General features: G+C 31.7%; 15 protein-coding genes and 2 other annotated features. Of the genes, 11 read left to right on the top strand and 4 right to left on the bottom strand.

Annotation, left to right across the window (positions count from 1 at the left end; genetic code table 11):
- The first annotated feature begins 70 nt into the window (after positions 1–70).
- From CLJU_RS11465 to CLJU_RS11450, 4 genes are all read left to right on the top strand, one after another.
- The gene (locus tag CLJU_RS11465) at positions 71–2,545 is read left to right on the top strand and encodes a LuxR C-terminal-related transcriptional regulator (protein WP_013238978.1); all 2,475 of its coding nucleotides are present in this window, start codon (positions 71–73) and stop codon (positions 2,543–2,545) included.
- Between the two features lie 241 nt (positions 2,546–2,786).
- Complete coding sequence (locus CLJU_RS11460; protein WP_013238977.1) at positions 2,787–3,245, top strand: MarR family transcriptional regulator; 459 nt, start codon at positions 2,787–2,789, stop codon at positions 3,243–3,245.
- A 33-nt stretch (positions 3,246–3,278) separates the two neighbouring features.
- Positions 3,279–6,419, top strand: coding sequence for an efflux RND transporter permease subunit (locus CLJU_RS11455; RefSeq protein WP_013238976.1), 3,141 nt, complete (start codon positions 3,279–3,281; stop codon positions 6,417–6,419).
- Between the two features lie 3 nt (positions 6,420–6,422).
- Positions 6,423–7,688, top strand: a complete 1,266-nt coding sequence (locus CLJU_RS11450) for an efflux RND transporter periplasmic adaptor subunit (protein WP_013238975.1) — start codon at positions 6,423–6,425, stop codon at positions 7,686–7,688.
- A gap of 47 nt (positions 7,689–7,735) precedes the next feature.
- On the opposite strand, the gene CLJU_RS11445 is transcribed toward CLJU_RS11450, so the two are convergent.
- Both CLJU_RS11445 and CLJU_RS11440 read right to left on the bottom strand, forming a co-directional pair.
- Entirely contained in the window at positions 7,736–9,400 is a 1,665-nt protein-coding gene (locus CLJU_RS11445) for a putative ABC transporter permease subunit (protein ID WP_013238974.1), read from the bottom strand.
- Entirely contained in the window at positions 9,393–10,118 is a 726-nt protein-coding gene (locus tag CLJU_RS11440; RefSeq protein ID WP_013238973.1) for an ABC transporter ATP-binding protein, read from the bottom strand. Before CLJU_RS11440 ends, CLJU_RS11445 begins: the two co-directional genes overlap by 8 nt.
- Before the next feature lie 342 nt (positions 10,119–10,460).
- On the opposite strand from CLJU_RS11440, the gene CLJU_RS11435 reads away from it, so the two are divergent.
- The 4 genes from CLJU_RS11435 (at position 10,461) to CLJU_RS11420 (ending at position 16,772) form a co-directional block, all read left to right on the top strand.
- Complete coding sequence (locus CLJU_RS11435; protein WP_242825674.1) at positions 10,461–11,780, top strand: ClC family H(+)/Cl(-) exchange transporter; 1,320 nt, start codon at positions 10,461–10,463, stop codon at positions 11,778–11,780.
- Positions 11,781–11,789: 9 nt separating this feature from the next.
- Complete coding sequence (locus CLJU_RS11430) at positions 11,790–13,730, top strand: sigma-54-dependent Fis family transcriptional regulator (RefSeq protein ID WP_013238971.1); 1,941 nt, start codon at positions 11,790–11,792, stop codon at positions 13,728–13,730.
- A gap of 190 nt (positions 13,731–13,920) precedes the next feature.
- Positions 13,921–14,994 (top strand): 2,3-butanediol dehydrogenase, encoded by a 1,074-nt coding sequence (locus tag CLJU_RS11425; protein ID WP_013238970.1) that lies wholly within the window; start codon positions 13,921–13,923, stop codon positions 14,992–14,994.
- A 146-nt stretch (positions 14,995–15,140) separates the two neighbouring features.
- Positions 15,141–16,772, top strand: coding sequence for a M20/M25/M40 family metallo-hydrolase (locus CLJU_RS11420; protein WP_013238969.1), 1,632 nt, complete (start codon positions 15,141–15,143; stop codon positions 16,770–16,772).
- A 92-nt stretch (positions 16,773–16,864) separates the two neighbouring features.
- On the opposite strand, the gene CLJU_RS11415 is transcribed toward CLJU_RS11420, so the two are convergent.
- A complete protein-coding gene (locus tag CLJU_RS11415) occupies positions 16,865–17,842 on the bottom strand; it encodes a 3D domain-containing protein (RefSeq protein WP_013238968.1) in 978 nt (325 codons plus the stop codon).
- 216 nt (positions 17,843–18,058) lie between these two features.
- Positions 18,059–18,259: a binding site (T-box leader), on the top strand.
- Positions 18,260–18,430: 171 nt separating this feature from the next.
- Between CLJU_RS11415 and CLJU_RS11410 the strand changes: the two genes are divergently transcribed.
- A complete protein-coding gene (locus CLJU_RS11410; protein WP_013238967.1) occupies positions 18,431–19,813 on the top strand; it encodes an FAD-binding oxidoreductase in 1,383 nt (460 codons plus the stop codon).
- Positions 19,814–19,849: 36 nt separating this feature from the next.
- Here CLJU_RS11410 and CLJU_RS11405 read toward each other — a convergent pair whose 3' ends face one another.
- Complete coding sequence (locus CLJU_RS11405) at positions 19,850–21,271, bottom strand: sodium:solute symporter family protein (protein WP_013238966.1); 1,422 nt, start codon at positions 21,269–21,271, stop codon at positions 19,850–19,852.
- A gap of 324 nt (positions 21,272–21,595) precedes the next feature.
- Positions 21,596–21,810 (bottom strand) — a binding site (T-box leader).
- A gap of 623 nt (positions 21,811–22,433) precedes the next feature.
- Between CLJU_RS11405 and CLJU_RS11400 the strand changes: the two genes are divergently transcribed.
- Positions 22,434–22,994 carry a hypothetical protein gene (locus tag CLJU_RS11400; protein WP_013238965.1) on the top strand — a complete coding sequence of 187 codons (561 nt, stop codon included), beginning with the start codon at positions 22,434–22,436 and terminating at the stop codon, positions 22,992–22,994.
- A 16-nt stretch (positions 22,995–23,010) separates the two neighbouring features.
- Entirely contained in the window at positions 23,011–23,376 is a 366-nt protein-coding gene (locus CLJU_RS11395) for a VOC family protein (protein WP_013238964.1), read from the top strand.
- The last annotated feature ends 1 nt before the right edge of the window (position 23,377 follow it).

Here is a 23,377-nt window from a genome sequence, read left to right as displayed (position 1 = left end):
TAGGTGGTATCATATTGATATAATATGCTTTTCATACATTTAAATTTAAGTTGTAGGAGATGGTGTTATTTTGAAAAAAATAAAGTTATTAAAAAGACAACGTATAAATCATATTTTATCAGTAATTTACCACTATCCACTCACTATTGTCGAAGCTCCAATGGGATTTGGCAAAACTACAGCAGTTAGACATTTTCTTGAATCCAAAAAAAGTCCATATTTTTGGATTACATTTTTAAACTCAAATGAAAACACCTCTTTTCTCTGGAGTGATTTTTCAAATGAAATAAGTAAAATTGATGAAGACGCAGGGCAAAAGCTAAAAAGTCTTGGATTTCCTGTTGATGTTCCGCAAATGTCAAAAGTTTTATCAATATTAAATCACATTGACTATGATGAAAAAACAGTTTTTGTTATAGACGACTATCATCTTTCAAAAAAGACTCAGGTAAATAAGCTCCTGAGACAAATTGTTTTAGAAAGATTGGATAACTTTCATATAGTAATTATTACAAGGGATACAACTGAAATAAATTTTACAGAACTTTTTTCAAAAGGACTCTGTCAAGTTATATCACAGCAGCAATTGAAATTTACCTATGAAGAAATTGAAAACTATTGTTTGATGATGAATAAAAATATATCTAGTAGTGATTTAGAAAAAATAGAGGAATATACAGATGGATGGATATCCCTTACATATATGGTTATCTTAGGACTAGAAAAGGGTATTCCTGTAGGTATGAATAATACTATCGAAGACTTAGTTGAAAATACATTATTTGACGCCTATGATGGTTACATTCAGAATTTTTTACTTGAACTTTCCATAATGGATAGTTTTACAGCAAAGCAAGCTTTTTTTGTTACTCATGAGGAAAGAACAGATAAGATACTAAAAAAACTTCGCCAGGAAAATGCTTTTGTTTTTTATGATGAAGTAAATAAAACCTATAAAATTCACAATGTTCTTCTAGATTTCTTAAGAATAAAACAACATTTTAAACCAGCACATATTAAAGAATTGTACAGGCGTCTTGGTTATTGGTATTTAAGTAAAAAGGATTTTATAATTGGTTATGGTTATTTAAATCGTGCAGGAGATGTGGAAAAGATTCTTTCAGATTTTAACAATCCTCATAATGTTCGTAATGAACTTACAGAATTTGAAGGCTCTTTTGAAATGTTTAATAGCTTGCCAGAAGAATTACTGTATAAATACCCTGTTGCATATTTGCAGCATATTTTCCTTTCTATTTTAAAAGGAAATGATGAAATAGTTGAAGACTGTGCGCAAAGGTTGGACAGGCTTCAACAGTTTTATAGTGAAATAGAAGTTATAAATGATAATTACAGAAATCACATTATAGCAGAAATATTAATTGTAAAAAAATTTACTGTATTTAACCATGCGGAAGAAATGATTGTTAACAACCATAAAATTATAGAACTTTTAAATGGGAAACAATCTTATATAATGCTTAGGGAAAATGAATATACTTTTGGGTCCCCTCATTTGATTTACATTTATTTTAGGGAACAAGGTACATTAAAAGAAATTTTATACACCATCACAAAAAAGTTTTCGTTACATGCAAAGATTGCAAATGGATGCGGAACTGGCTGTGAGTATGTGGGACTTGCAGAGTATGCCCTTGAAACAGGTGATTTTAAGTCTGTTGAACTAAATAGTTTTAAGGCTATCTATAAAGCTAAAACAAAAGAACAAACCAGCCTTATAATATGTGCCAATTTTAATCTTATGAGGCTTTATGCATTTCAAGGAAAAATAGATGAAAGTATCAGAATATTGAATAATCTAGAGGAAGAAGTCAATGAACTGAATAATCCTATATATAATACAACAATGGATTTGTGCAGAGGATACATATATGGGTGTATTGGTTACCCTGAAAAAATTCCTTATTGGCTTCAGGTAGGTGATATGACTGATGGTGATTTTTTTTATCAGGGCATGGCCTTTAATTATATAGTTTATGGAAAAGCTGTGATGCTAACTAAAAACTATGTAAAGCTTGAAATGCTTACTGAAAGTTTTGAAGAATATTTTTCTATATTCAGTAACCAACTAGGGTTTATACATAATTCTATTTTTAAGGCCGTGGCAAAATATAATCTCTATGGTATGGAGAAAGGTGTATCCGAACTTCAAGAAGCACTGTCCAAAGCGCGACAGGATTATATCATAGCACCATTTGTAGAAAATGCCCTATATATCATTAGTATGCTTGAAACGATATTAAATAACAATTCAAGAGATGAATACATAAATAAGACGACTGTTTTAAGCAGGAAATATATTGAAAATTTGCAAAACAGCAGCGAAAATAAGATAAACTTATCACAAAGGGAGTTAGAAGTTCTATCACTTACAGCAAAGGGTCTAAAAAGAACTCAAGTTGCATGTAAATTGGGTATATCTGAAAGTACTGCAAAAACTCATCTACAAAATATATATAAAAAACTTCAAGTTAGTGGAAAATTTGAAGCAGTAAAAATTGCACGAATGTATGGAATAATTTGAATACTTATATATTAAAAAAGTAAAATTTACATAAATAGTAATATTAAAAAATACTTCAGAAAATATATCTGGAGTATTTTTCTTAATATTATATTAAATTTGTTTATAAATTATTGATATTTATAAAATATAAATATATAATTGACATTATGTATTCATGTATTTATGAAATATTTAAAGTTTAAAGTGTTTAAATTTTAAACCTTTCTTATATTATGTAGGGTAGTAAAGGAGAATTTTAATGAACTGTGCAAAAGATAAATTATTACTTATTGAAGATGTAAAAAAAGACTTATATGATTTTGTTATTATAAGTAGATCTATAATGAATGAAATAAATTATGAAGAAAAACTTTCTATTTCGCAGTTGTTTCTTTTATATCTACTTGAAGAAAGTGAATCCTACAAAGTTAGTGAACTTGCTGAAAAACTTGGAATAACTCCCTCAGCTGTTACAAACTTAAGCAATAAGTTAGTTGAAAGCCAATTTATAAATAGATTTAGACCAGAAGACAACAGGCGGGTAGTTATGATATCTTTAACAGATAAAGGAAAGCAATTCTTAAAAAAAATGGGTGAAGTAAAATCTAGATTTTTGGCAGAAGCACTTTCGGAGTTGAATAATGATGATTTAAAAAATATGAATTTAAGCTTTTTAAAATTGAATTATGCTCTCCAAAAGTATAAAAATAGAAAATAATAGATTGCTATATTGTTATAAAGGAGGAAAAAAATGAATTTAACTGAACTATCTGTAAAAAAGCCAGCAGCAATAACAATGGTTATATTATTTTTGCTAGGGCTTGGTATATTTGGATATACACATCTTGGTGCAGACCTTATGCCTTCAATGGATATACCAGTAATTTCTATATCCACTACTTATTCTGGTGCCAGTTCCGAAGACATAAGAAAGGATGTTGTAAAACCTATGGAGGATGCAGTTGCAGGTATAAGCGGCATCGATAGAATTAATTCTACAGCTAGAGAAGGAATGGGACAAACTACTATAATATTTAAGTCCAGCGCAAATATGAATACAGCCTTTCTAGATGTACAAAAAGCTGTAGATAATGCACAAGGTAAACTTCCTAAAAATGCAGATAAACCTATTTTATTTAAGTTAGATACAGGTGCAATGTCTGCGTTAATGCTATCCGTATCTGGAAACCTATCTTATGATGAACTTTACAATGAGGCAAATACTATAACTGAGGCTCTAAAAAAAGTTCAAGGGGTAGGAAATGTATCTCTTGAAGGAATACAAAAAAAGCAGTTGATAATAAAATTAAATAAATCCGCTATAGAATTTTATGGTATAAATTTAAATACTTTAACTTCTAAACTGCAGTCAGATAATATAAATATGCCTGCAGGCCAGATAAAGCAGGACAAATTAAATCAATCTGTGAGGGTTATAAGTAAATTTGAAAGTGTAGATGAAGTAAAAAATTTGCTCATACCTACTTCAGGAAACAGTACTGTCCGTCTAGGAGATATAGCAGATGTAAATTTGGAATATCCTGAACAAGATCAACGTATTAGAATGAATGGAAAAAATACTATAGGAATAAGTATACAAAAGCAAAGTGATGCAAATGTAGTTGAAGTTGTAAACAATGTTAAAAAGGAAATTGCTGGGTTAAAAAAAGATATGCCATCTAATATTAGATTGGATACAGCATATGACAGTACTACGTTTATAAATTCTTCTATTTCTCAAATAAAGCATACTTTAATAGAGGGTGTAATAACAACTGCTCTAGTTTTACTAATATTCTTAAAAAGCTGGAGATCTTCACTTGTAATACTTGTAGCTATACCAACATCTCTTATATCAACTTTCTTTATGATGTATGTTATGAAATTTACTATGAATATAATGTCTCTTATGGGATTATCTCTTTGTGTAGGTACCCTTGTAGATGACTCAATTGTTGTACTAGATAATATACAGCGGCATCTGGCTATGAAAAAGGATCCACAATCTGCAGCTATAGATGGACGTAAAGAAATAGGACTTGCATCTATTGCCATAACCCTTTGTGATGTAGTTGTATATCTTCCTGTTTGCTTTATGACAGGTATGGTAGGAACTTACTTTAGGGAGTTCGGACTTACTATAGTTTTTGCCTCGTTATTTTCCTTATTTGTAGCATTTACTATAACTCCTATGCTGTCATCAAGACTTCTTAAAACAGAAGAAAATAGACAAGCAAAATCAGGCATGTTAAAAAGTAAATTTAAACAAAGCATATTTTATAGAATACTTAATGGAATTTCAAGTTCTATGGATAGCATAACAGCTAACTATAAAAGATTTCTCATATGGTGCTTGGATCATAGAAAAAGGGTACTTGCTCTCGGTGCAGTTGTATTAGTAGCGACTATTGCATTGATACCTATAGGTGCTATAGGAACAGAACTTATGCCAACTACAGATGAAAGTAATTTTAGTATAAGTATGAGTTTTGATTCTGGAACTAGTTTAAATGAAATGGATAAGAAAGTTAAACAAGTAGAAAATTATTTACATAGTGTATCTGAAGTTAGTACATATTATTCCATGGTAGGATCTAGCAGTGACAGTGTAATGATGGATAGTTCTTCGAATTCTGCAAGTATGTATGTAACTCTTTATCCTAAAAATGATAGAAAAAGATCTCAAACTGAAGTGGCAAAACAAGTTAGAAAATGGGGAAATGCAAATCTAGCTGGAACAGATTTTTCTGTGAGTGAATCCGAAGCTGGAGGATCAGGTTCAAGTAAGCCTATATCCATTGAAATATTAGGAGATAATACGGATACTGTAACTGAAATATCAAATAAAGTAGAGCAAATAGTAAAAGGTATTTCTGGAATTACAGATGTAGATAACTCTACAAATGCAAGTCAAAGCGAGCTTAGAGTTAAAATAGACAAGTTAGCAGCAGCACAGTATGGTGTATCCATATCAGATATATCATCTACACTTAGGACAGCAATTCAAGGTTCTTCTGCTGGGACATATAGTACTAGTGATGATGATTATGATATAAAAGTGAAATTTCACGATGGTGACATAAAAACTCCTTCGGATATAAGTGGAATAAAAGTGCTAAATCAATCTGGACAATCTATACCAATAAGTGAAGTTGCATCTATAGTAAGAACTAATAGTCCCCAATCTATATCAAGAAAGGATAGGCAGGATGTAGCTACAATTTCTGCAAATATTGAAGGAAGGTCTCTTGGAACTATAAGTCAGCAGATAAATGAAAAATTGAAGTCACTATCTGTACCAGAAGGTTATAAAATTCAATTTGGTGGGGATCAGAAGAGTATGGGAGACAGTTTTACTTCTCTTGGAGAAGCGCTGGGAGTATCATTAATACTTATTTACATGATACTTGTTGTACTTTACGAATCCTTCTTAACACCATTTATAAGAATGTTATCACTGCCTTGTGCACTCGTTGGAGCTTTTGGAATACTTGCTATTACAGGCAAAACTTTAAATATGATGTCCTTAATAGGACTTATAATGCTTGATGGATTAGCTTCTAAAAATGGTACTCTATTGATTGATTATACTAATACTCTCATAAAACGTGGATATAGTTTAAGGGAAGCATTAATTGAATCTGGTGAAAGAAGATTAAGGCCTATAATGATGACTTCTTTAACTATGATTGTGGGTATGCTGCCAGCAGCTTTATCTATAGGTGAAGGTAGTGAATTGAAATCAAGTATGGCTGTCTTAGTTATTGGAGGAATGATTGCATCAACTATTTTTACTCCTATAATATTACCTATAATTTACTTGATGATGGACAATTTGAAAAATCGTATATTTAAAAAAAGAAAAAAACAGCCAGAAATGCAGGAGGTGTAATTTATGAAATTTAACGTTTTAAAATCCAAAAAAAATATTGTGAAGATAGTAGTTGTTTTATTAGTAGTTTTAATGGTAGCTGCTATAGCCCATAACGTAATTAAAAATAAAAAAGTAGAGTCACAAAATAAAATTCAAAATGTAAATGTTGCTGAAGCAAAACTAGATTCTTTGACAACAACTGTAGATTATTCGGGAAAGTTAAATTCAGATAAAGATGTGTCTATATCTCCTAAAACACCAGGCAAAGTTCAGGCTTTAAACGTAAAGGTAGGTAGTACTGTAAAAGCTGGAGATATACTTTTTACTCTTGATTCAACTTCACTGCAGGCACAGCTTCAGCAGCAGCAGGCAAGTATACAATCTGCAGCGGCAAATTTGGATAAAACCAAAAGTTCTGGAGTTGAACAGCAGATTGTACAGCAGCAGCAGGCATTAAATACAGCACAGATAAATTATAATGATGCCGAAAATAATTATAATAGGGAGCAGAGTTTATATTCTGCTGGAGCTGCACCAAAACAGGATTTAGACAATGCTACTACAAAATTAGAAAATGCAGAAGCTTCGCTTTCTGCGGCACAACAAAACTTAGATTTGACCAGGCAAAAAGTTGGACCTGAATCGGTGGAAGTAGCTCAGGCTCAGGTGAATCAGGCACAAGCTGGACTAAAATCAATTCAAAGTCAAATTGATGATAATGTAATAAAATCACCTATTTCTGGTGTTGTATCTGCTGTAAATATACACCAAGGAGAAATTACTTCAGGTTCTCAGGCATCCGTAACCATAGTAGATTCAAGTTCAATTATGGCTGAAGTAAATGTGCCAGATACTATGCTTTCAAAAATTAAAGTTGGACAGTCTATACCTGTAACAATTCCTTCTCTTTCGGATAAAAAATTGACAGGAACTGTAGATACTATAACACCTAATGCAGACAGCAAAACTCAACAATATCTGATTAAAGTAAGAATACCTAATTCAGATGCAAGCTTAACATCAGGAATGTATTCAAAAGTGTCCTTTCCTGACCAGGTTAAAAATAATGTAATGACGGTACCTAATGAAACTATAAAAGTTGAAAATGGAGTTTCATATTTGTTTGTAGTAAGAAGCAATAAAGTAAAGAAAGTAGCTGTAACTACAGGACTTTCAAATGATAAAGTTACTGAAATAACATCTTCTAACATAGAATCTGGAGATAGGATAATAACTTCAGGACAAACATTCTTAAATGACGGAGATAAAGTTAAAGTACTTAATTAATAAAAAAAGGACTAACATGCTAATTTACTAGTATGTTAGTCCTTTAATTACATCTCTATATTTTTAAACATAGAGATTCCCTTTGAACATATAACTTTATACAGTATAAAATTTGCTGCTATTATTACGAAAAGTCCCAGGACAGCTACTTCATTTAGGTAGCTGTAAAAATTAATCATTGAAAATATTAATATACCTGTGACTATAAAGCTAATTATAGTATTTATAAAGGTATTGAAATTTTGTTTTACAGCTTTTACTTCGTTATCCCAGTGCAGTTTTGGAAATTTCAAATCAATTAAAATTCCAGTCATGGAGGTAAGCAGTATTCCTATAAAACTAACTAAAAGTGAAATAACTGAGAAGTATATAGGCAGTTTTACAAGTAAAGTCAATCCTATTAAGACTAAAAATATGCTTGCAATTCCAACAAGAACACCAGAAATCACTTTTACCATAATCTGAGTACTGTAGGAAACTGGTAAGTATTTTTTTACAAATATGTTTTCTCCCTCCCTTGATATGGCTGTGGAAGTTATGGAATTGGAAGCTCCCAAAATTAATCCTGCAGCTAGAGATACTACGATACAAATCATTGTAGTAGTTGAGGTTACCTTAATATTCACTAGAACATTTAATTTGTGAAAAGAGTCCGGTTGAACTAAAAATGGTATAAAAAGTACAATAGGTATTATAATATTTGCTAAAATGCAATTCATAAAATACACAGGTGTTCTGAAAATAGATTTCATTTCCTGAAGTAGTAGAGCTTTAAATTTAGAATTTTTAGAGGAAGTTTTATTTAATTTTGAATAATCCAGTTCTCTTCTCTTTGCAGAAATTTCACTGCCGCCTTGAGCACCTTTAAAATACAAATATTGACCAAGTACTGAAAATAGTGAAATTACAAGAATATTTAGCACTATAAATAAAATTAAGTTTTCAAATCCCTTAAAGCTTGAACTATATACTAGAGAACTTGCAGACAATGTACTCCCTGGAAAAAACTTATTTGAAAGAGATACTAAAGAATTATTTCCTTCATTTATCATCTTAAATATGTTTTCATAATTTTGGGAGGATACAGTCATTTTTTGAAGTACTATATTTAAACCTATTGCAAATAACATTGCAAAAATTCCACCTAAAATTTTTAAAATATCACGATGCTTACCTATATTTGTAAAACTCATTATTACCATATTCAAAATTGAAGCTGCAGCTATAGGTATAATAGGTACTATTAAAAATAGTACTGCACTGTATATAAAATAAAGCGGATTATAACTTCCTTTATATCCATAGATTAGCAAAATGGGAAGTAGTATAAAAATTTCAGTAAGATATTCATATATGAGTATTACAGTGAACTTGGAAAGTAGAATTTCCCAAGGCTTTAAGGGTAGTGGCAGAAGAAGGTCTATATCTTTTGAAAAATATAGTACATTTATAGAATAAAATATGGCAAAAAAGAATATAAATACACTTGTAAAAGATATACCAAGAGATAAAATTAAGCCTTGCTGACCTATTTTGTAGAGGTAGTCATAAGCTGACGATATAAAAAGAGAAAATAGTTTTATAGTAGGTAAGAGGGCTAGTAAAATAATTATCCAGAGGGCTGCTTTTTTAATATTACTATTTTTTTTCATACTTGCAGAATTACTTCCGTTTTTTAACAATACTTTAGTTAAAACTATATAATTATTCATTGCCAGTCATCTCCAAGAAAATATTTTCTAGGCTTTCATTTTCATTGAACTTATTTTTTAACTCTTGAAAAGTTCCGGAAAATGAGAGGGAGCCTTTATTTATAACTGCAAGTCTATCACATAATTTTTCTGCCACTTCTAAAACATGAGTTGAAAAAAATACGGTGTTTCCTGCACTTGCATGTTCTTTCATCATTTCTTTTAATGTATATGAGGATTTAGGATCAAGTCCTGTCATAGGTTCGTCTAATATCCAAACACTTGGATTGTGGATTAGAGCACCTATAATTATTATTTTTTGCCTCATGCCGTGGGAATAGCTTTGAATTTGGTCTCCTAAAGCATTTGATATCTCAAACCTCTTGGATAAATTTTTAATTTTAGCTGTTCTTTCTTCAGATTTCACTCCATATATATCTGCCATGAAATTTAAGTATTCTATACCTTTAAGTCTTAAGAACATATCTGGGCTGTCAGGTACAAAACCAAATTGATATTTGGCCTCTATTGGTTTTTCATTTATATCTATGTTGTTTATTCTTACACTTCCACTATCTGCTTTTATTATTCCTGTCATCATTTTTATAGTGGTAGTTTTTCCAGCACCATTTGGACCTATAAATCCAAATATTTCTCCATCGGGTATACTTAGATTTAGATTGTTTACTGCTTTTGAAGATGAATTGTAGCTTTTGTTTACCCCTAATAATTCGATCATAATTTCCCTCCAATTATATTTTAAATATAGAGTTTTCAACTGAAATTTAAACTTATACTATATTGTAGAAATATGTTTGCACATAAGCCAACTTTCAAAATAGAAAACCTGTAGTATAGTGGTATATTAGTATTATATTTAATAATTTACTTAAAAGCAATTGGAGGACAATCTATATCTGCTTGAAATCAAATAATAGTTGGCTATACTCCAATAATTGGAATCAAAATATTATTGGGAGAAACAGAATAAAATATGCTCCATTTTATGGTACAATGAACATGAAGTGCAGGAGTATGGCATTAGTAAATTGTGTACATATTTAATTAGTTAGAAAGGAAAATGAAAAATCAGATGGAAATGAGCGATAAAAGAAATAAATATACAGCGTTACTTAATGAAAATAGTTTTAAGTTAGAAAGGATACTTGAAAGTATTATTGTTGGAATGTTAACAGGTCTTATAATATCTTTTTTGAGATTTTTAGTGGATAAATCAGGATATCTTTTAGTGAATACTTATAAAACAATCGGTTTAAAGCATTGGCTAATTCCAGTTTGGATTATATTTTTAATTACAATAGGTTATATAATTGGTTTGATTGCAAAAAAGAATGTTGCAATTAGGGGAAGTGGTATTCCACAAGTTGAAGGTGTATTACTTGAAAAGCTTCATATGACATGGTGGAAAGTAATATTGGGGAAATTTGTAGGGAGTTTTCTTGCTATTGGGACAGGTCTTTCACTTGGCATAGAAGGACCTTCTGTTCAATTAGGTGCAGCAGTTGGGCAAGGCTTTTCAAAAATTTTAAAAAGAATAAAAATAGAAGAAAAATATCTTATTGTAAGTGGTACTAGTGCTGGAATCGCTGCTGCCTTCAATGCTCCACTGGCTGGAACGATGTTCGCACTAGAGGAGATTTCAAAAAAACTGTCGCCTACAATTTTGATTTCAGCATTTTCTGCTGCAGTAGCTTCAAATTTTATTTCCTATCAATTTTTTGGTTTTAAGCCTGTTTTTGATTTTAGAAATGTACCCAGGTTGCCATTAAATTGTTATTTATTTATTATTGTACTTGGGATTATTATAGGTGTTTTAGGAGTTGGTTTTAATAGAGCGTTAGTAAAAGCACAAAATATATTTTCTATGCAAAAATGGATTCCTATACAGTTCAGACCAATGTTTTGTTTAGCAATATCAATCTTTATAGGTTTTTTACTGCCTCAGATTTTAGGAGAAGGAAATATGCTTATAATGTCTCTTGCAAAAGGTAATATTGCAATAAAAATGCTTGTGATTTTACTTGTTTGTAAATTTATGTTTTCAATGATATGTTGTGGTTCAGGAACTCCAGGAGGAATATTTCTACCATTATTTACTGTAGGAGCTTTAATAGGAGCTATATATGGAAGTGCTGCTACTTACTTATTTCATATTAATAGTTCTTACATTGGAATCTTTATAATTCTTGCTATGGCAGGATATTTTTCTTCAGTTATAAGGGCGCCTATGAGTGGCAGTATACTTGTTGTAGAAATGACAGGATCTTTTAGCAATCTTTTACCTATTGCTATTATTTCAGTAATTTCTTATTTGACTGCTTATATATTAAAGTCTAAACCAATATATGAAACTTTACTGGAAAAACTTTTAATTAATTAGGTGATGCTTATGGAAAACTATATAAAATTTATAGCTAAGGCCTGGAAAGATTTTATAGAAGAAGGATATTTAAATAGTGCAGTACGGCCTGAAATCGCTGAATCCTGGCAAAGGTGCAAAAATTACGAGGTAGATCCTTTAAATGGTAGAGGAAATAGTATTCTTACAGGCAGCAGTATTGCTTATCGACTGGAACAAAATGAAGATCTAATTTCTATTGCAAAACCTGTAGTAAAAAGCCTATATGATATTGTAGCAGGGTCTGGATTTGTAATTATGCTAGTGGATAAAGAAGGATATGTCATAGAATCATTGGGGGATAGTAAAATACTGAAAAGGGCAGATAAATTGAAATTTGTAGTAGGTTCTCTCTGGACAGAAAGAGAAGTGGGAACTAATGCTATAGGTACTGCACTGTATTTGGACAAGCCAATACAAACTATTGGAGCAGAACACTATGGTGTAAAACAGCATTCATGGACATGTTCTGCAGCACCTATTCACAATGAAGATGGGGATGTAGTAGGGTGTATTAATATGTCAGGAAATTATTATGATGCACATTTGCATACTTTGGGTATTGTTACAGTAGCAGCTCACGCTATAGAAACTCAGTTTGACCTTACTATTTCAAATAAACTTATGAATACCACTTTTGACTCGGTAACAGAAGGTATGATTGTACTTGATAACAAATTAAATATAAAGAAGATAAATGACAAGGCATTAAATATTCTAAATATGAAAAGTGAAAAAGCAATAAAGTTAAATATTACAAGTATTATACATAATGTGGATTTTAAAAATATACTAAATGGCAGGGCAGATAATTGTAATGATATAGAATGTGATTTTTATGTGGAAGGCAGTAGAATCAAATGCCTTATAAGTGTATTGGCAATGAAAGTGAAAAATAAAATAATGGGAATAGTTATAACTTTTAGAGAATGCAAATATTATCACAAACTTGTTAAAAAAGTTATGGGATATACTGCTTCCTATAATTTTGACCATATAGTTACTGCTAATTCTAAAATGAAAGAAATAATAAAATTTGCTAAAAAAGCAGCAAGAAGTGAATGCAATATTTTAATAGAAGGGGAAAGTGGCACTGGAAAAGAACTCTTAGCTCAATCTATTCACAATTATAGTGAAAGATGTGAAGGCCCTTTTGTAGCTATAAATTGTAGTTCTATACCTAGAGAACTTGTAGAAAGTGAGCTTTTTGGTTATGAAAAAGGAGCTTTTACGGGAGCTTTAAAGCAAGGAAAGCCTGGAAAGTTTGAATTAGCAGATGGAGGAACTATTTTTTTGGATGAAGTAGGAGAGCTTCCTCTTGATATACAGTCAAAGCTTTTAAGGGTTCTTGATAATAATAAAATTACAAGAGTTGGAGGAACTTATGAAAAACAGCTAAATGTAAGGATAATAGGAGCTACAAACAGGGTGCTCAAGGATGAAATTAAAAAGAAAAATTTCAGAAGTGACCTTTATTATAGATTGAGTGTGATGAATATAAAAACTGTCCCACTTAGGGAAAGAAAAGAAGATATAGAGCTTTTAATTAAATATTTTATGGAAGAATTGAATTCTAAAAGTTTGTGTAAGAAGAAAGTAGTGGAAAAAGCATACATAGAAAAGATTAAAGCTTATGATTGGCCTGGAAATGTTAGAGAACTTAGAAATGTAATAGAGAGGGATTACTATTTAAGTGAGGATAAGATGGCCCCTTTGGATTATTTAGAAAAAGAAGTTTATGAAAAAAATGTCTCCTCTGATCCAGTAAATATTAGTGTGCTTCCAATGGATGTTTTAGAAAAAGAAAACATTGAAAATGCACTTAAAAAGTGTAAGGGAAATATATTAAAAGCTGCAAAATCTTTAAATATCAGTAGATCTACCATGTATAGAAAAATGAAAAAGTATGGAATAAAAAGTGTGTCAAAATGACCAGAAAAGAGTAAGATTCTCAAAATAGGACACTAAGTATGTGTCATAATGGCACATAGTGATTTTAAATGTCTTTTTAACAGGTTTCTTGTTTTTGGTATGGCTTTTGCTTATAAAATATAGTGAATATATTAACAGGTATATGTAAATTTTAATATTGCCATACTATTATAAAAAAGGAGAGATAATTATGAAAGCTGTATTGTGGTATGATAAAAAAGATGTAAGAGTAGAGGAAATTGAGGAACCTAAGGTAAAAGAAAATGCTGTAAAAATTAAAGTGAAATGGTGTGGTATATGTGGTTCTGACTTGCATGAGTATTTAGGAGGACCTATATTTATTCCAGTAGGTACGCCACATCCTTTAAGCAAGAGTACTGCACCAGTAGTTTTAGGACATGAGTTTTCAGGAGAAGTAGTAGAAATAGGAAGCAAGGTTACAAAATTTAAAGCAGGAGATAGAGTTATTGTAGAACCTATAGTTGCCTGTGGAAAGTGTCCTGCTTGTCTTGAAGGAAAATATAATTTATGTGAAGCTTTGGGATTTCATGGACTTTGTGGAAGCGGCGGCGGATTTGCTGAATACACAGTATTTCCTGAAGATTTTGTCCATAAGATACCAGATACTATGGACTATGAGCAGGCTGCACTTGTTGAGCCTATGGCAGTTGCCCTTCATTCTCTAAGAGTTGGAAACTTTACTACAGGAAATACTGCTTTGGTTTTAGGTGCAGGACCTATAGGACTTGCAACTATTCAGTGTTTAAAGGCATCAGGGGCAAGAATTGTAATTGTATTTCAGAGAAAATCTGTAAGACAGGAATATGCTAAGAAATTTGGAGCAGATGTAGTTTTAGATCCAAATGAGGTAGATGTAATTGAAGAAATTAAAAAACTTACAGGCGGCGTAGGCGTGGATACATCTTTTGAAACAACAGGTGCAAATGTAGGGATTAATACGGCAATTCAAGCTTTAAAATATGAAGGTACTGCGGTAATAACCAGCGTATGGGAGAAAAATGCAGAAATCAATCCAAATGATCTTGTATTTACAGAAAAGAAGGTAGTTGGTACTCTTGCCTACAGACATGAATTTCCTTCTACAATAGCACTTATGAATGATGGAAGAATAAAGACAGACGGATATATTACAAAGAGAATAGCACTTGAGGACATTGTAAAAGAAGGATTTGAAACACTTACAGGACCTGAAAAGAAAAAACATGTAAAAATAATTGTAACTCCTGACAAATCCTTATTGTAAAAAGTACTCATAGAATTGATTAAAAAATGAATTCAGCAAATTATGTGGTTGAATTCATTTTTTTTGTTGTAAATTAACATTTATATAAAAATAATGGTATACTTAGATGTAATTGAAAGTTTTCAGTTATATTGAGGAGGCCAAAAATGAGCTTTAAGAAAAATGTATACGATACAATGAGGGAACTAATATCTGTGCCAAGCATATCTGGTACAAAAGAAGAGTGTGCGGCAGCAGAAAAAATATATGAAAAAATTTTGGAAATACCTTATTTTAAGGACAATCCTGAAAATCTAGGAATAGAGCAAATTGAAGATGATCCTTTAGGAAGAAGCTTTGTATGGGCAGTAGTAAATGGAAATGAAAATTCACCAAATTCGTTTATACTTTCAGGTCATTTGGATGTAGTTGGAGTAGAAGAATTTGGACATTTAAAATCTATGGCTTTTGATGTAGATGAATGTACTAAAAGAATCTCAGAATTGAATTTAGATGAAGATGCTATGGAGGATTTTAAATCAGGAGATTGGATATTTGGAAGGGGGACTGCAGATATGAAGTTTGGAGTGGCCCTCAATATGGAACTTTTAAGAGAATTCAGTAAAGAGAGAAACTTTAAGGGAAACTTATTACTTTTAGTAGTTCCTGGTGAAGAGAGTAATTCCGAAGGAATGATTGCTGCAGCTCCATTTCTTCTTAAATTAAAGGAAGAGAGGAAGTACAATTACTGTGGTATGATAATATCAGAGCCAAGTATACCTGAAAGAGGAGAAAAAGAAGGCAAGAGATTATATATAGGTAGTGTAGGTAAAATTATGCCTTTATTTTTTTGTGTGGGAAAAGAAACTCATGTAGGGGAATCTTTAAGAGGATTGAATCCAAATTTGCTAGTTTCAGAGATAAACAAATTAATGGAATGTAATCCAGATCTCTCAGATAGCGTTTATGATACTGTGACTCCACCGCCTATGTGTTTAAAGCAAATGGATTTAAAGGAGATGTATTCTGTACAGAGCCCATTGTATTCCACCGCATATTATAATATATTGACTCTTCAGGCATCTTATGATGAAATACTATCTAATTTAAAAGAACTGGCTCAGAATGCCTTTGAGAATGTTTTGAAGGATATTTCAAAAAAGAGAGAAAAATTTGCAAAGAAATCCTCACAAAAATTGAAATTTGATAATATAGAAGCTTGTGTTATTACTTATAAAGAGATGTTATGTGAAGTTAAAAGCATACATAAGGATTTTGAAAAGTACATAGATGAAAAGGTAAAAGAATGGAAAAATGAGAAAATGGATAATCAAACTATAGCTATAAATATAGTAAAGGCAACTTATGAACTATATGAGAATAAAAGACCTATGATTATAATTTCATTTATTCCTCCTTATTATCCGCATAAACATTTAAAAGCTGAAAATAGTGAGGATGGCAAATTTATAAATGCTGTAGATAGTACAATTAAGTATGCAGGAGAAAAATTTCAGGAAAGCATTGTAAAAACTAATTATTTTATGGGTATATCTGATGCAAGTTATACAGGAATTAACCCAGATATACCACTTACTGAATTGATTTCGAATATAGTTGGATATGACATAATATATAAACTTCCAGTAAAAGAACTGTCTAAGTTAAATATTCCTGTAGTGATTTTTGGTGGACAGGGAAAAGACCTGCACAAATATACTGAAAGATTAAATGTGCCTTATTCCTTTGAGGTGATACCTGAACTTTACAGGCATATGATTTATTATATGTTAAGATGATAAATATGTATTTCTCGTAAGGTAGGGGAGAGAAAATCTCCCCAAGTGTTTACCTTTTAGGTAAAATAGCAGCACAATACTACCTGTACATATTAATTAAGTATATATACAGTGACAGATCTTCTGCCCCAGTTTTCTGCTTCTGCCTCCGAATTTACAAATAAATCTATTATATTTCCCTTTATAGCTCCACCAGTGTCACAAGCTACGGCATATCCATATCCTTCTACATAAACTTTTGTTCCCAGTGGAATAACTCGAGGATCAACAGCAATAGTGCTGTACCCATTTGGATTTCTTACAGTTGCAGAACCTGATGCTGTGATAGCATCTCCACAATATGCAGTTGCCTCCATAGTAATTGCTTGTGAGTATGAAAGTGAACCTGATCCACCACGAGATAAGGTAGGTGAAGAAGCTTTTATTTCAGGTATTTGAGGAGCCTTCTGAGCAGTCTGAAGAGCTATTAACTGCTGCTCTTTTGCGGTAGCCTGACTTAATAGTTCTTTTTGTTGTTGTATGTCATTATTTAATTTTGACAAAGTAGATTCATTACTTACTTTTAAAGATTCTAATTTAGCATTTTCAGCACTTAAAGCTTTTTGCTGACTTTGTATAGCTTGTTCATTTCCTTTTAGTTTTGTAATAACTTGATTGTCGAATTTCATTACTCTTGAGATTGAGTCAACTCTGGATATAAAATCACTTAAGTTGTTTGAAGATAAAAGTACCTGGAGATAACCGTTTGTACCGGTTGTGTACATAGCTTTTACTCTTTTTTTAAATAAATCATTTTGCGATTTTGAATCATCTTGTGCTTTTGACAATTTGATCTGTGTATTTTTAATGTTCTTAGCAATAGTATTCATATCTTTTTTATTGCTATCAATTTTTCCGATTACTCCATCAATCTGCTTATTTAAAGTATCAACTTTTACCTGGAGTTCCTTTTTGTTATTTTGAGTTTGTGTTAATTCTTCAGACGTACTGGCTGAAGAAGCGAAAACATTGCTGAAAGTAGAACCTACTAACGCAAACGTTATAATAACAGATAAGGCTTTTTTATTCAATGCATTTTCCCCCTTAAAACATTATTAAGTTTAAAGAAAACTTACTAATGTTTTTTATTATACCATTAATGTATACAAAAACTCAAGTTTATATGAATTTTGTATGCAAATGGAGGATAGCTAAGAGTACACTATAAGCGAGATTGTCTATTATAAAAAAATTTATTTTTAGGCTATTGACAGTAACCAAAACTTATAGTAAACTCATCTTTAAAGATAAAAGCTATGATAGGATTAATTAGATATGTTAATATTTTTTTACAGAGAGTGGGGTAAGGTGAAAACCCATAAATATACATGTTGAAACTCACCCTGGAGCTGTGGACTGAATGTTTAGTAGGTCTAATCGGTTGTTTAACCGTTATGTTAATTAAGTAAAAAAATGGGTGGTACCGCGGCAGACTTTTCGCCCCAGCGAAAAGAGCTGTTTTTTTGTACGTTAAAATATATCAGTAAAGATAAGCTGATATATTTTTTTTATCTATTTTGTTTAATTGGGGCGCTGTAAATGTAAAATATTATAAGATTTAATTAATTGACTAAAAGGCAAGATGAAAGAATTTGTCAAATAAAAAGGGGGAAATAATATTGAAAAGTGAAATAATTGAAAGTTTAAAAAGTATTGTGGGAGAAGATTGGATTACATATGACTTGTCTAAGATGCAGAGATATCTTTATGATGAAACAGAACCTCTGCTTCGTCCTGAAGCATGTAAGGACTGTGTAGTAGTTAAACCTGGTTCTGCAGAAGAGATATCGGAGATATTAAAATATTCAAATAAGACTTTGACACCTGTAGTTGCAAGGGGCGGTGGTACAGGTGTAGTTGGAGGAGTTATTCCTACAGAATCCAGCATAATTTTGTCACTTGAAAGATTAAATAAGATTGTTGAATTTGATGAAAAAAATTTGATGATTACAATTGAAGCAGGAGCTACCCTGGCAGATTTACTAGAAGAACTAAATAAGCAGGACAAGCTATTTTTTCCTATACATCCTGGGGATGAAGGAGCTCAAATTGGAGGTATGGTAGCAACAAATGCTGGCGGTACAAAAGCTGTAAAACACGGAATCATGAGAAATCATGTTAAAGCTTTGGAAGTAGTTTTACCTACAGGTGAAATAGTGAATGTAGGAGGAAAACTTATAAAAAACAATATGGGCTATGATCTCTTACATATGTTGATTGGAAGTGAAGGAACTTTAGGTATAATTACAAAAGTAACATTAAAGCTTTATGCACAAAATAAATATAATGGAACACTGTTGGTTTCTTTTGATACAAGGCGTGAAGCTTGTGATGCAGTACCTTGTATACTTCAAGAGGGAATTACACCACTTGCTGTGGAGTATATGGATAAAATCATTGCACAAAATGCTGCACAGCAGCTTGGAACTAAGTGGCCTGCAAATAAAGGATCTGTAGATTTAATTTTCATGATTGATGAGCCTACAGAAGATGCACTTTATGCCAGTAGCGAAAAAATTGTAGAAATATGTGAAGAACACAATGCAGTGGACAGTATAATAGCGGAAACTACAAAGGAACAGAGAAATATTTTGGCAATAAGGAGCAATGCATATGGTCCTTATAAGGACAATATAGCAGATGCACTTGACATAGCAGTTCCACCTTCAACTGTACCGGATTTTTTTGATGATATAACGGCACTTGGAGAGAAATATGGAAATCATATTTTGTCTTTGGGACATATAGCAGATGGAAATATACACAATTTTATTATGGGTGATAACGGTAAATTGCCTTCATATTATGAGGAATTAAAAGAGGAAATGTATAAAACTGCACTAAAATATGGTGGTACAATAACAGCAGAACATGGTACAGGAAAAACAAGAAAGAAACACATGTCGCTGCAGTTTACAAAACGAGAGCTTGAAATTATGAAGGGTATACGAAAAGTATTTGATCCAAATGAGATTTTAAATCCAGGCACTATAATTGATTGAGCGTAAAAAAGTAAGGAGGGTTACCTCCTTACTTTTTTACACCATTTCATTTATTTCATCTATGGTATCTATATTCATAATTGATCTTTTATCAAGTACTGATGTAAGCATAAAGGTTACAAGACATACAAGCCATTCCATAAATATTACATGAGGAAATATTCTAAAGGAAGGTATTAATTGCCATAAAAATAGGGCTACTACTCCTGCTAGGGTAGTGAAAAAAGCAGAACTTTTTTTGCAAAGTTTAGGAGCAAACATGGTAAATAAAAATATAAGTGTAAATGCAGTAGAAAGACTTAAGCCCATGGATATAGTTTTTAATATACCTGACATGGAAAGAGCAAGTATAAAAGTAAATATACCTAAAAGAACTACAGAGGATTTAGTCATTATTAAAAGCTTTTTGTCATTTACTTTAGGATTTATATATTTTTTGTATATGTCATTTGTAAATAGGGTAGATGCACCTAAAAGCAAATTGCAGGCTGTAGAAACATCTGCTGCCCAGAGTGCCGCTAAAGTTATTCCTGCTGCTACAGGGTTTAATGACAAAATCATTTTAGGAAGTGCCATAGTAGCACTTACGTGGGGAAAAGTAGTTCTTGCAGCCATGCCTATAAGAGCACATAAAAAGCCTATTGGAATCATAAGAAGACCGCCAAGTATAAAGCTCTTTTTTGCAGTCCTTGCATCTTTAGCGGCAAAGGCCAATTGTACAGGACCCTGCATAGACAAGACTTGTGTAGTCATAACAAGTATCCAACCTAAAATTACCCATGTACCAACTCCTTTAATAGGGCTGAAATAAGGTACACTTTGAGGAAGATGAAGTTTTATATTTTGAATTCCTCCGCTTTTTGATACAGCTAATATAGTACATAGTATAATTCCTGTATATTTTAAAGGAACGTTAAATGAATTACATAACCCGGCAGACCACATTCCTCCTATAAAGGTTATGCCAACAAATACACAAGCACTTACTATCATACCTGTTTTTATAGTGAATATACCAGGCAAAAGTGAAGATAAAATAGCTCCACCTGCAATGTATTGAAGAGACACAACTACAATGAGAATAATTATCTGGCATGCTACACATACAGCAACACCTTTTTCATCATAAAATTTTGAAAACAATTCAGGAACAGTAGATACATTGAATTCCCTATATTTACTTGCAGCTGCAAGTCCCATAACTATAGCTGCAATTCCCCAGGCTGTGCAGTACCAACCTGCTGAAAGTCCTACATCGTAAGCTTGTTCAGCCACCCCTATGGTTGAAGCACCGCCAATAGCAAGGCCTATAAGTGAACAGGTTACAAGTGGAGTTGTAAGCTGTCTACTGGCTAAAGTATAGCTTTCGCCACCCCCTTGAGCTTTCTTTTTAGCAATAAAACTTATTACAAATAACATGGATATATAGCAGATGATGATTATTAAAGATACGTTCATTTTAAAACCCCCTATTTATTTAATTCACAGTTCACAATGCACAATTCATATTGAATAATGCACACATTGTGTAGTTTACAAGTTTTAGTAGTAAGTTCCAGTAGTAAGTTCCAGCTTCAGGTTGCAAGTGTTTTCTATACAGCGACAATGTACAGAATTACAGTGTACACTGTAAAAGTATTTAGTGCTAAAGTGCTGCGGCAAATATTAATTGAAATTACTTAAAAATTGTACAAAAAAACGCCCCTACACAAGGGACGAAAAAGTCGCGGTACCACCCTACTTGAGCAAAATAAATTTGAAAAATAAAAAAAGCACCTGCGATTAAGGGACGAAATAATCGTGGTACCACCCTATTTGAACAAATAAATCTATTGCTCATCTCTTACTCTTAACGAGAGTTACTCGGATCAGCTTACTTTAAAAAATTTCAGCCTACAGCTCAGGAATGTATTTCATAAAGCACATCAGACAGTTTACACCAACCACTGACTCTCTTTGCAACGTACTTAATTACTTCTTTCCATCATAACTTGTAAGATGTATTATAGATTGAATTTTATATAAATACAAAATTCAAAATAGCCATTTTTGGATAAATAGATTAAGTTTACTAGTAATATCTAGCTGTAGATATTAATTACGGACTATTTGAAAACAAAAATCATTATGGAGTTTCTATAGGAAAAATCAATATATACTCCTATGCAATAAAAAAGAACATAAGTTTGTATAGAATTGTAATTCATGGCAAAACTAATACTAAATTTTATCCGATGGCTACCAGCCGTAATACCTCCATCGCACACAGCGAAAGCGACTGTCACCTGGGATATCTGCTTTTCTTATAAAGTGGGGGATAACGGCTGCTACGCCCCTGGATAACGATTTCTAAGTTTCAGATGGAGAAAAGAACTCCACCTGAAACCAAGAACTCTGTTTATATTTTAATGGAAAGAGATGATTGCTGTGGATTATAATAAAGTTGAGGACGCAGTACTTAAAAAAGAACTTGGTGTATTCGGGTAGATAAGTGAGCATTAGGAAGAGCATAAAGTTTAAATAACAGAGAACAAATGATGAAAACTTTCAGTTTAGCTGAAAATCAACAATATTTGATATTTGAACTTTATTATTTGTAAATAGTAGGGGGTTAAATGATATGAGTATTAAAGAAGTTAATATGGACATTGACTCTAGGTTAAGCAAGCTTGTTTTCTTGGCAATCACATTAATTGCTACACCAATTCATGAATTTGGACATTTTATAGGTTTTGAGTTAAGTGGAATACCTGCGAAATTCGTTTTTAGTTATACAGAGCCTAAAAATGGTTTGGAAAACTTATGGGGATGTCTTGGAGGACCAGCAATTAATTTAATATTGGCGGTAATTGGATGCATTATTGTCTATATCTTTAGAAATAGGGAAAAAGTGTATATAGGTATGTATTTTGCTATAACTATGTGCCTTACAAGGTTAATTGCATATCTATTATTTATAATTATCAATCCTTACAATATGTTCCCAATTAATGACGAAGGTTTAATTGCAAAATTTTTGAATGTACCAATATGGCAGGTATATGGCTTTTTTATAGCTGTATTTATTTTTTTATTATTAATTTTAAGATCAATAAAAAAGGATTATTTTTATAAGTGTTTTAAATATGCTTTCGCATTTTACTTCTTTATAGATATATTATTTGCAATTAGAATTTATTAAAAAAGAGGTGATATATATGAAAGATTATGATAACTTTTTACTTCCTGTTGACTCCCTTGAAAAGGCAAAAGATTATTATGGAAATGTTCTAGGGCTAGATGTTAAATTTGACTTCTCCAATATGGGTATGACAGCCTATAAAGTTGGACAGCAGGAACCGGCCATAATTTTAAAAGACAAATCAAAATTCCCAGATACAAAACCAACTATATGGTTTGTGGTGGATGATGTAAAGGCAGAATATGAAAAATTAAAAGCCAAAGGAGTAAAATTTCTATCGGAACCTTTTGAAATCAAAACGGGAATTACCGTTGAATTTGAAGATCCCTTTGGAAATAGACTGGGCATTACGGATTATACAAAAGTTGCAGACAATAAATGAG

The sequence above is a fragment of the Clostridium ljungdahlii DSM 13528 genome, assembly GCF_000143685.1.
GTDB lineage: Bacteria > Bacillota > Clostridia > Clostridiales > Clostridiaceae > Clostridium_B > Clostridium_B ljungdahlii.
Note: the sequence above shows the minus strand (reverse complement) of the source record. Positions and strands in the feature narration are given on the sequence as shown.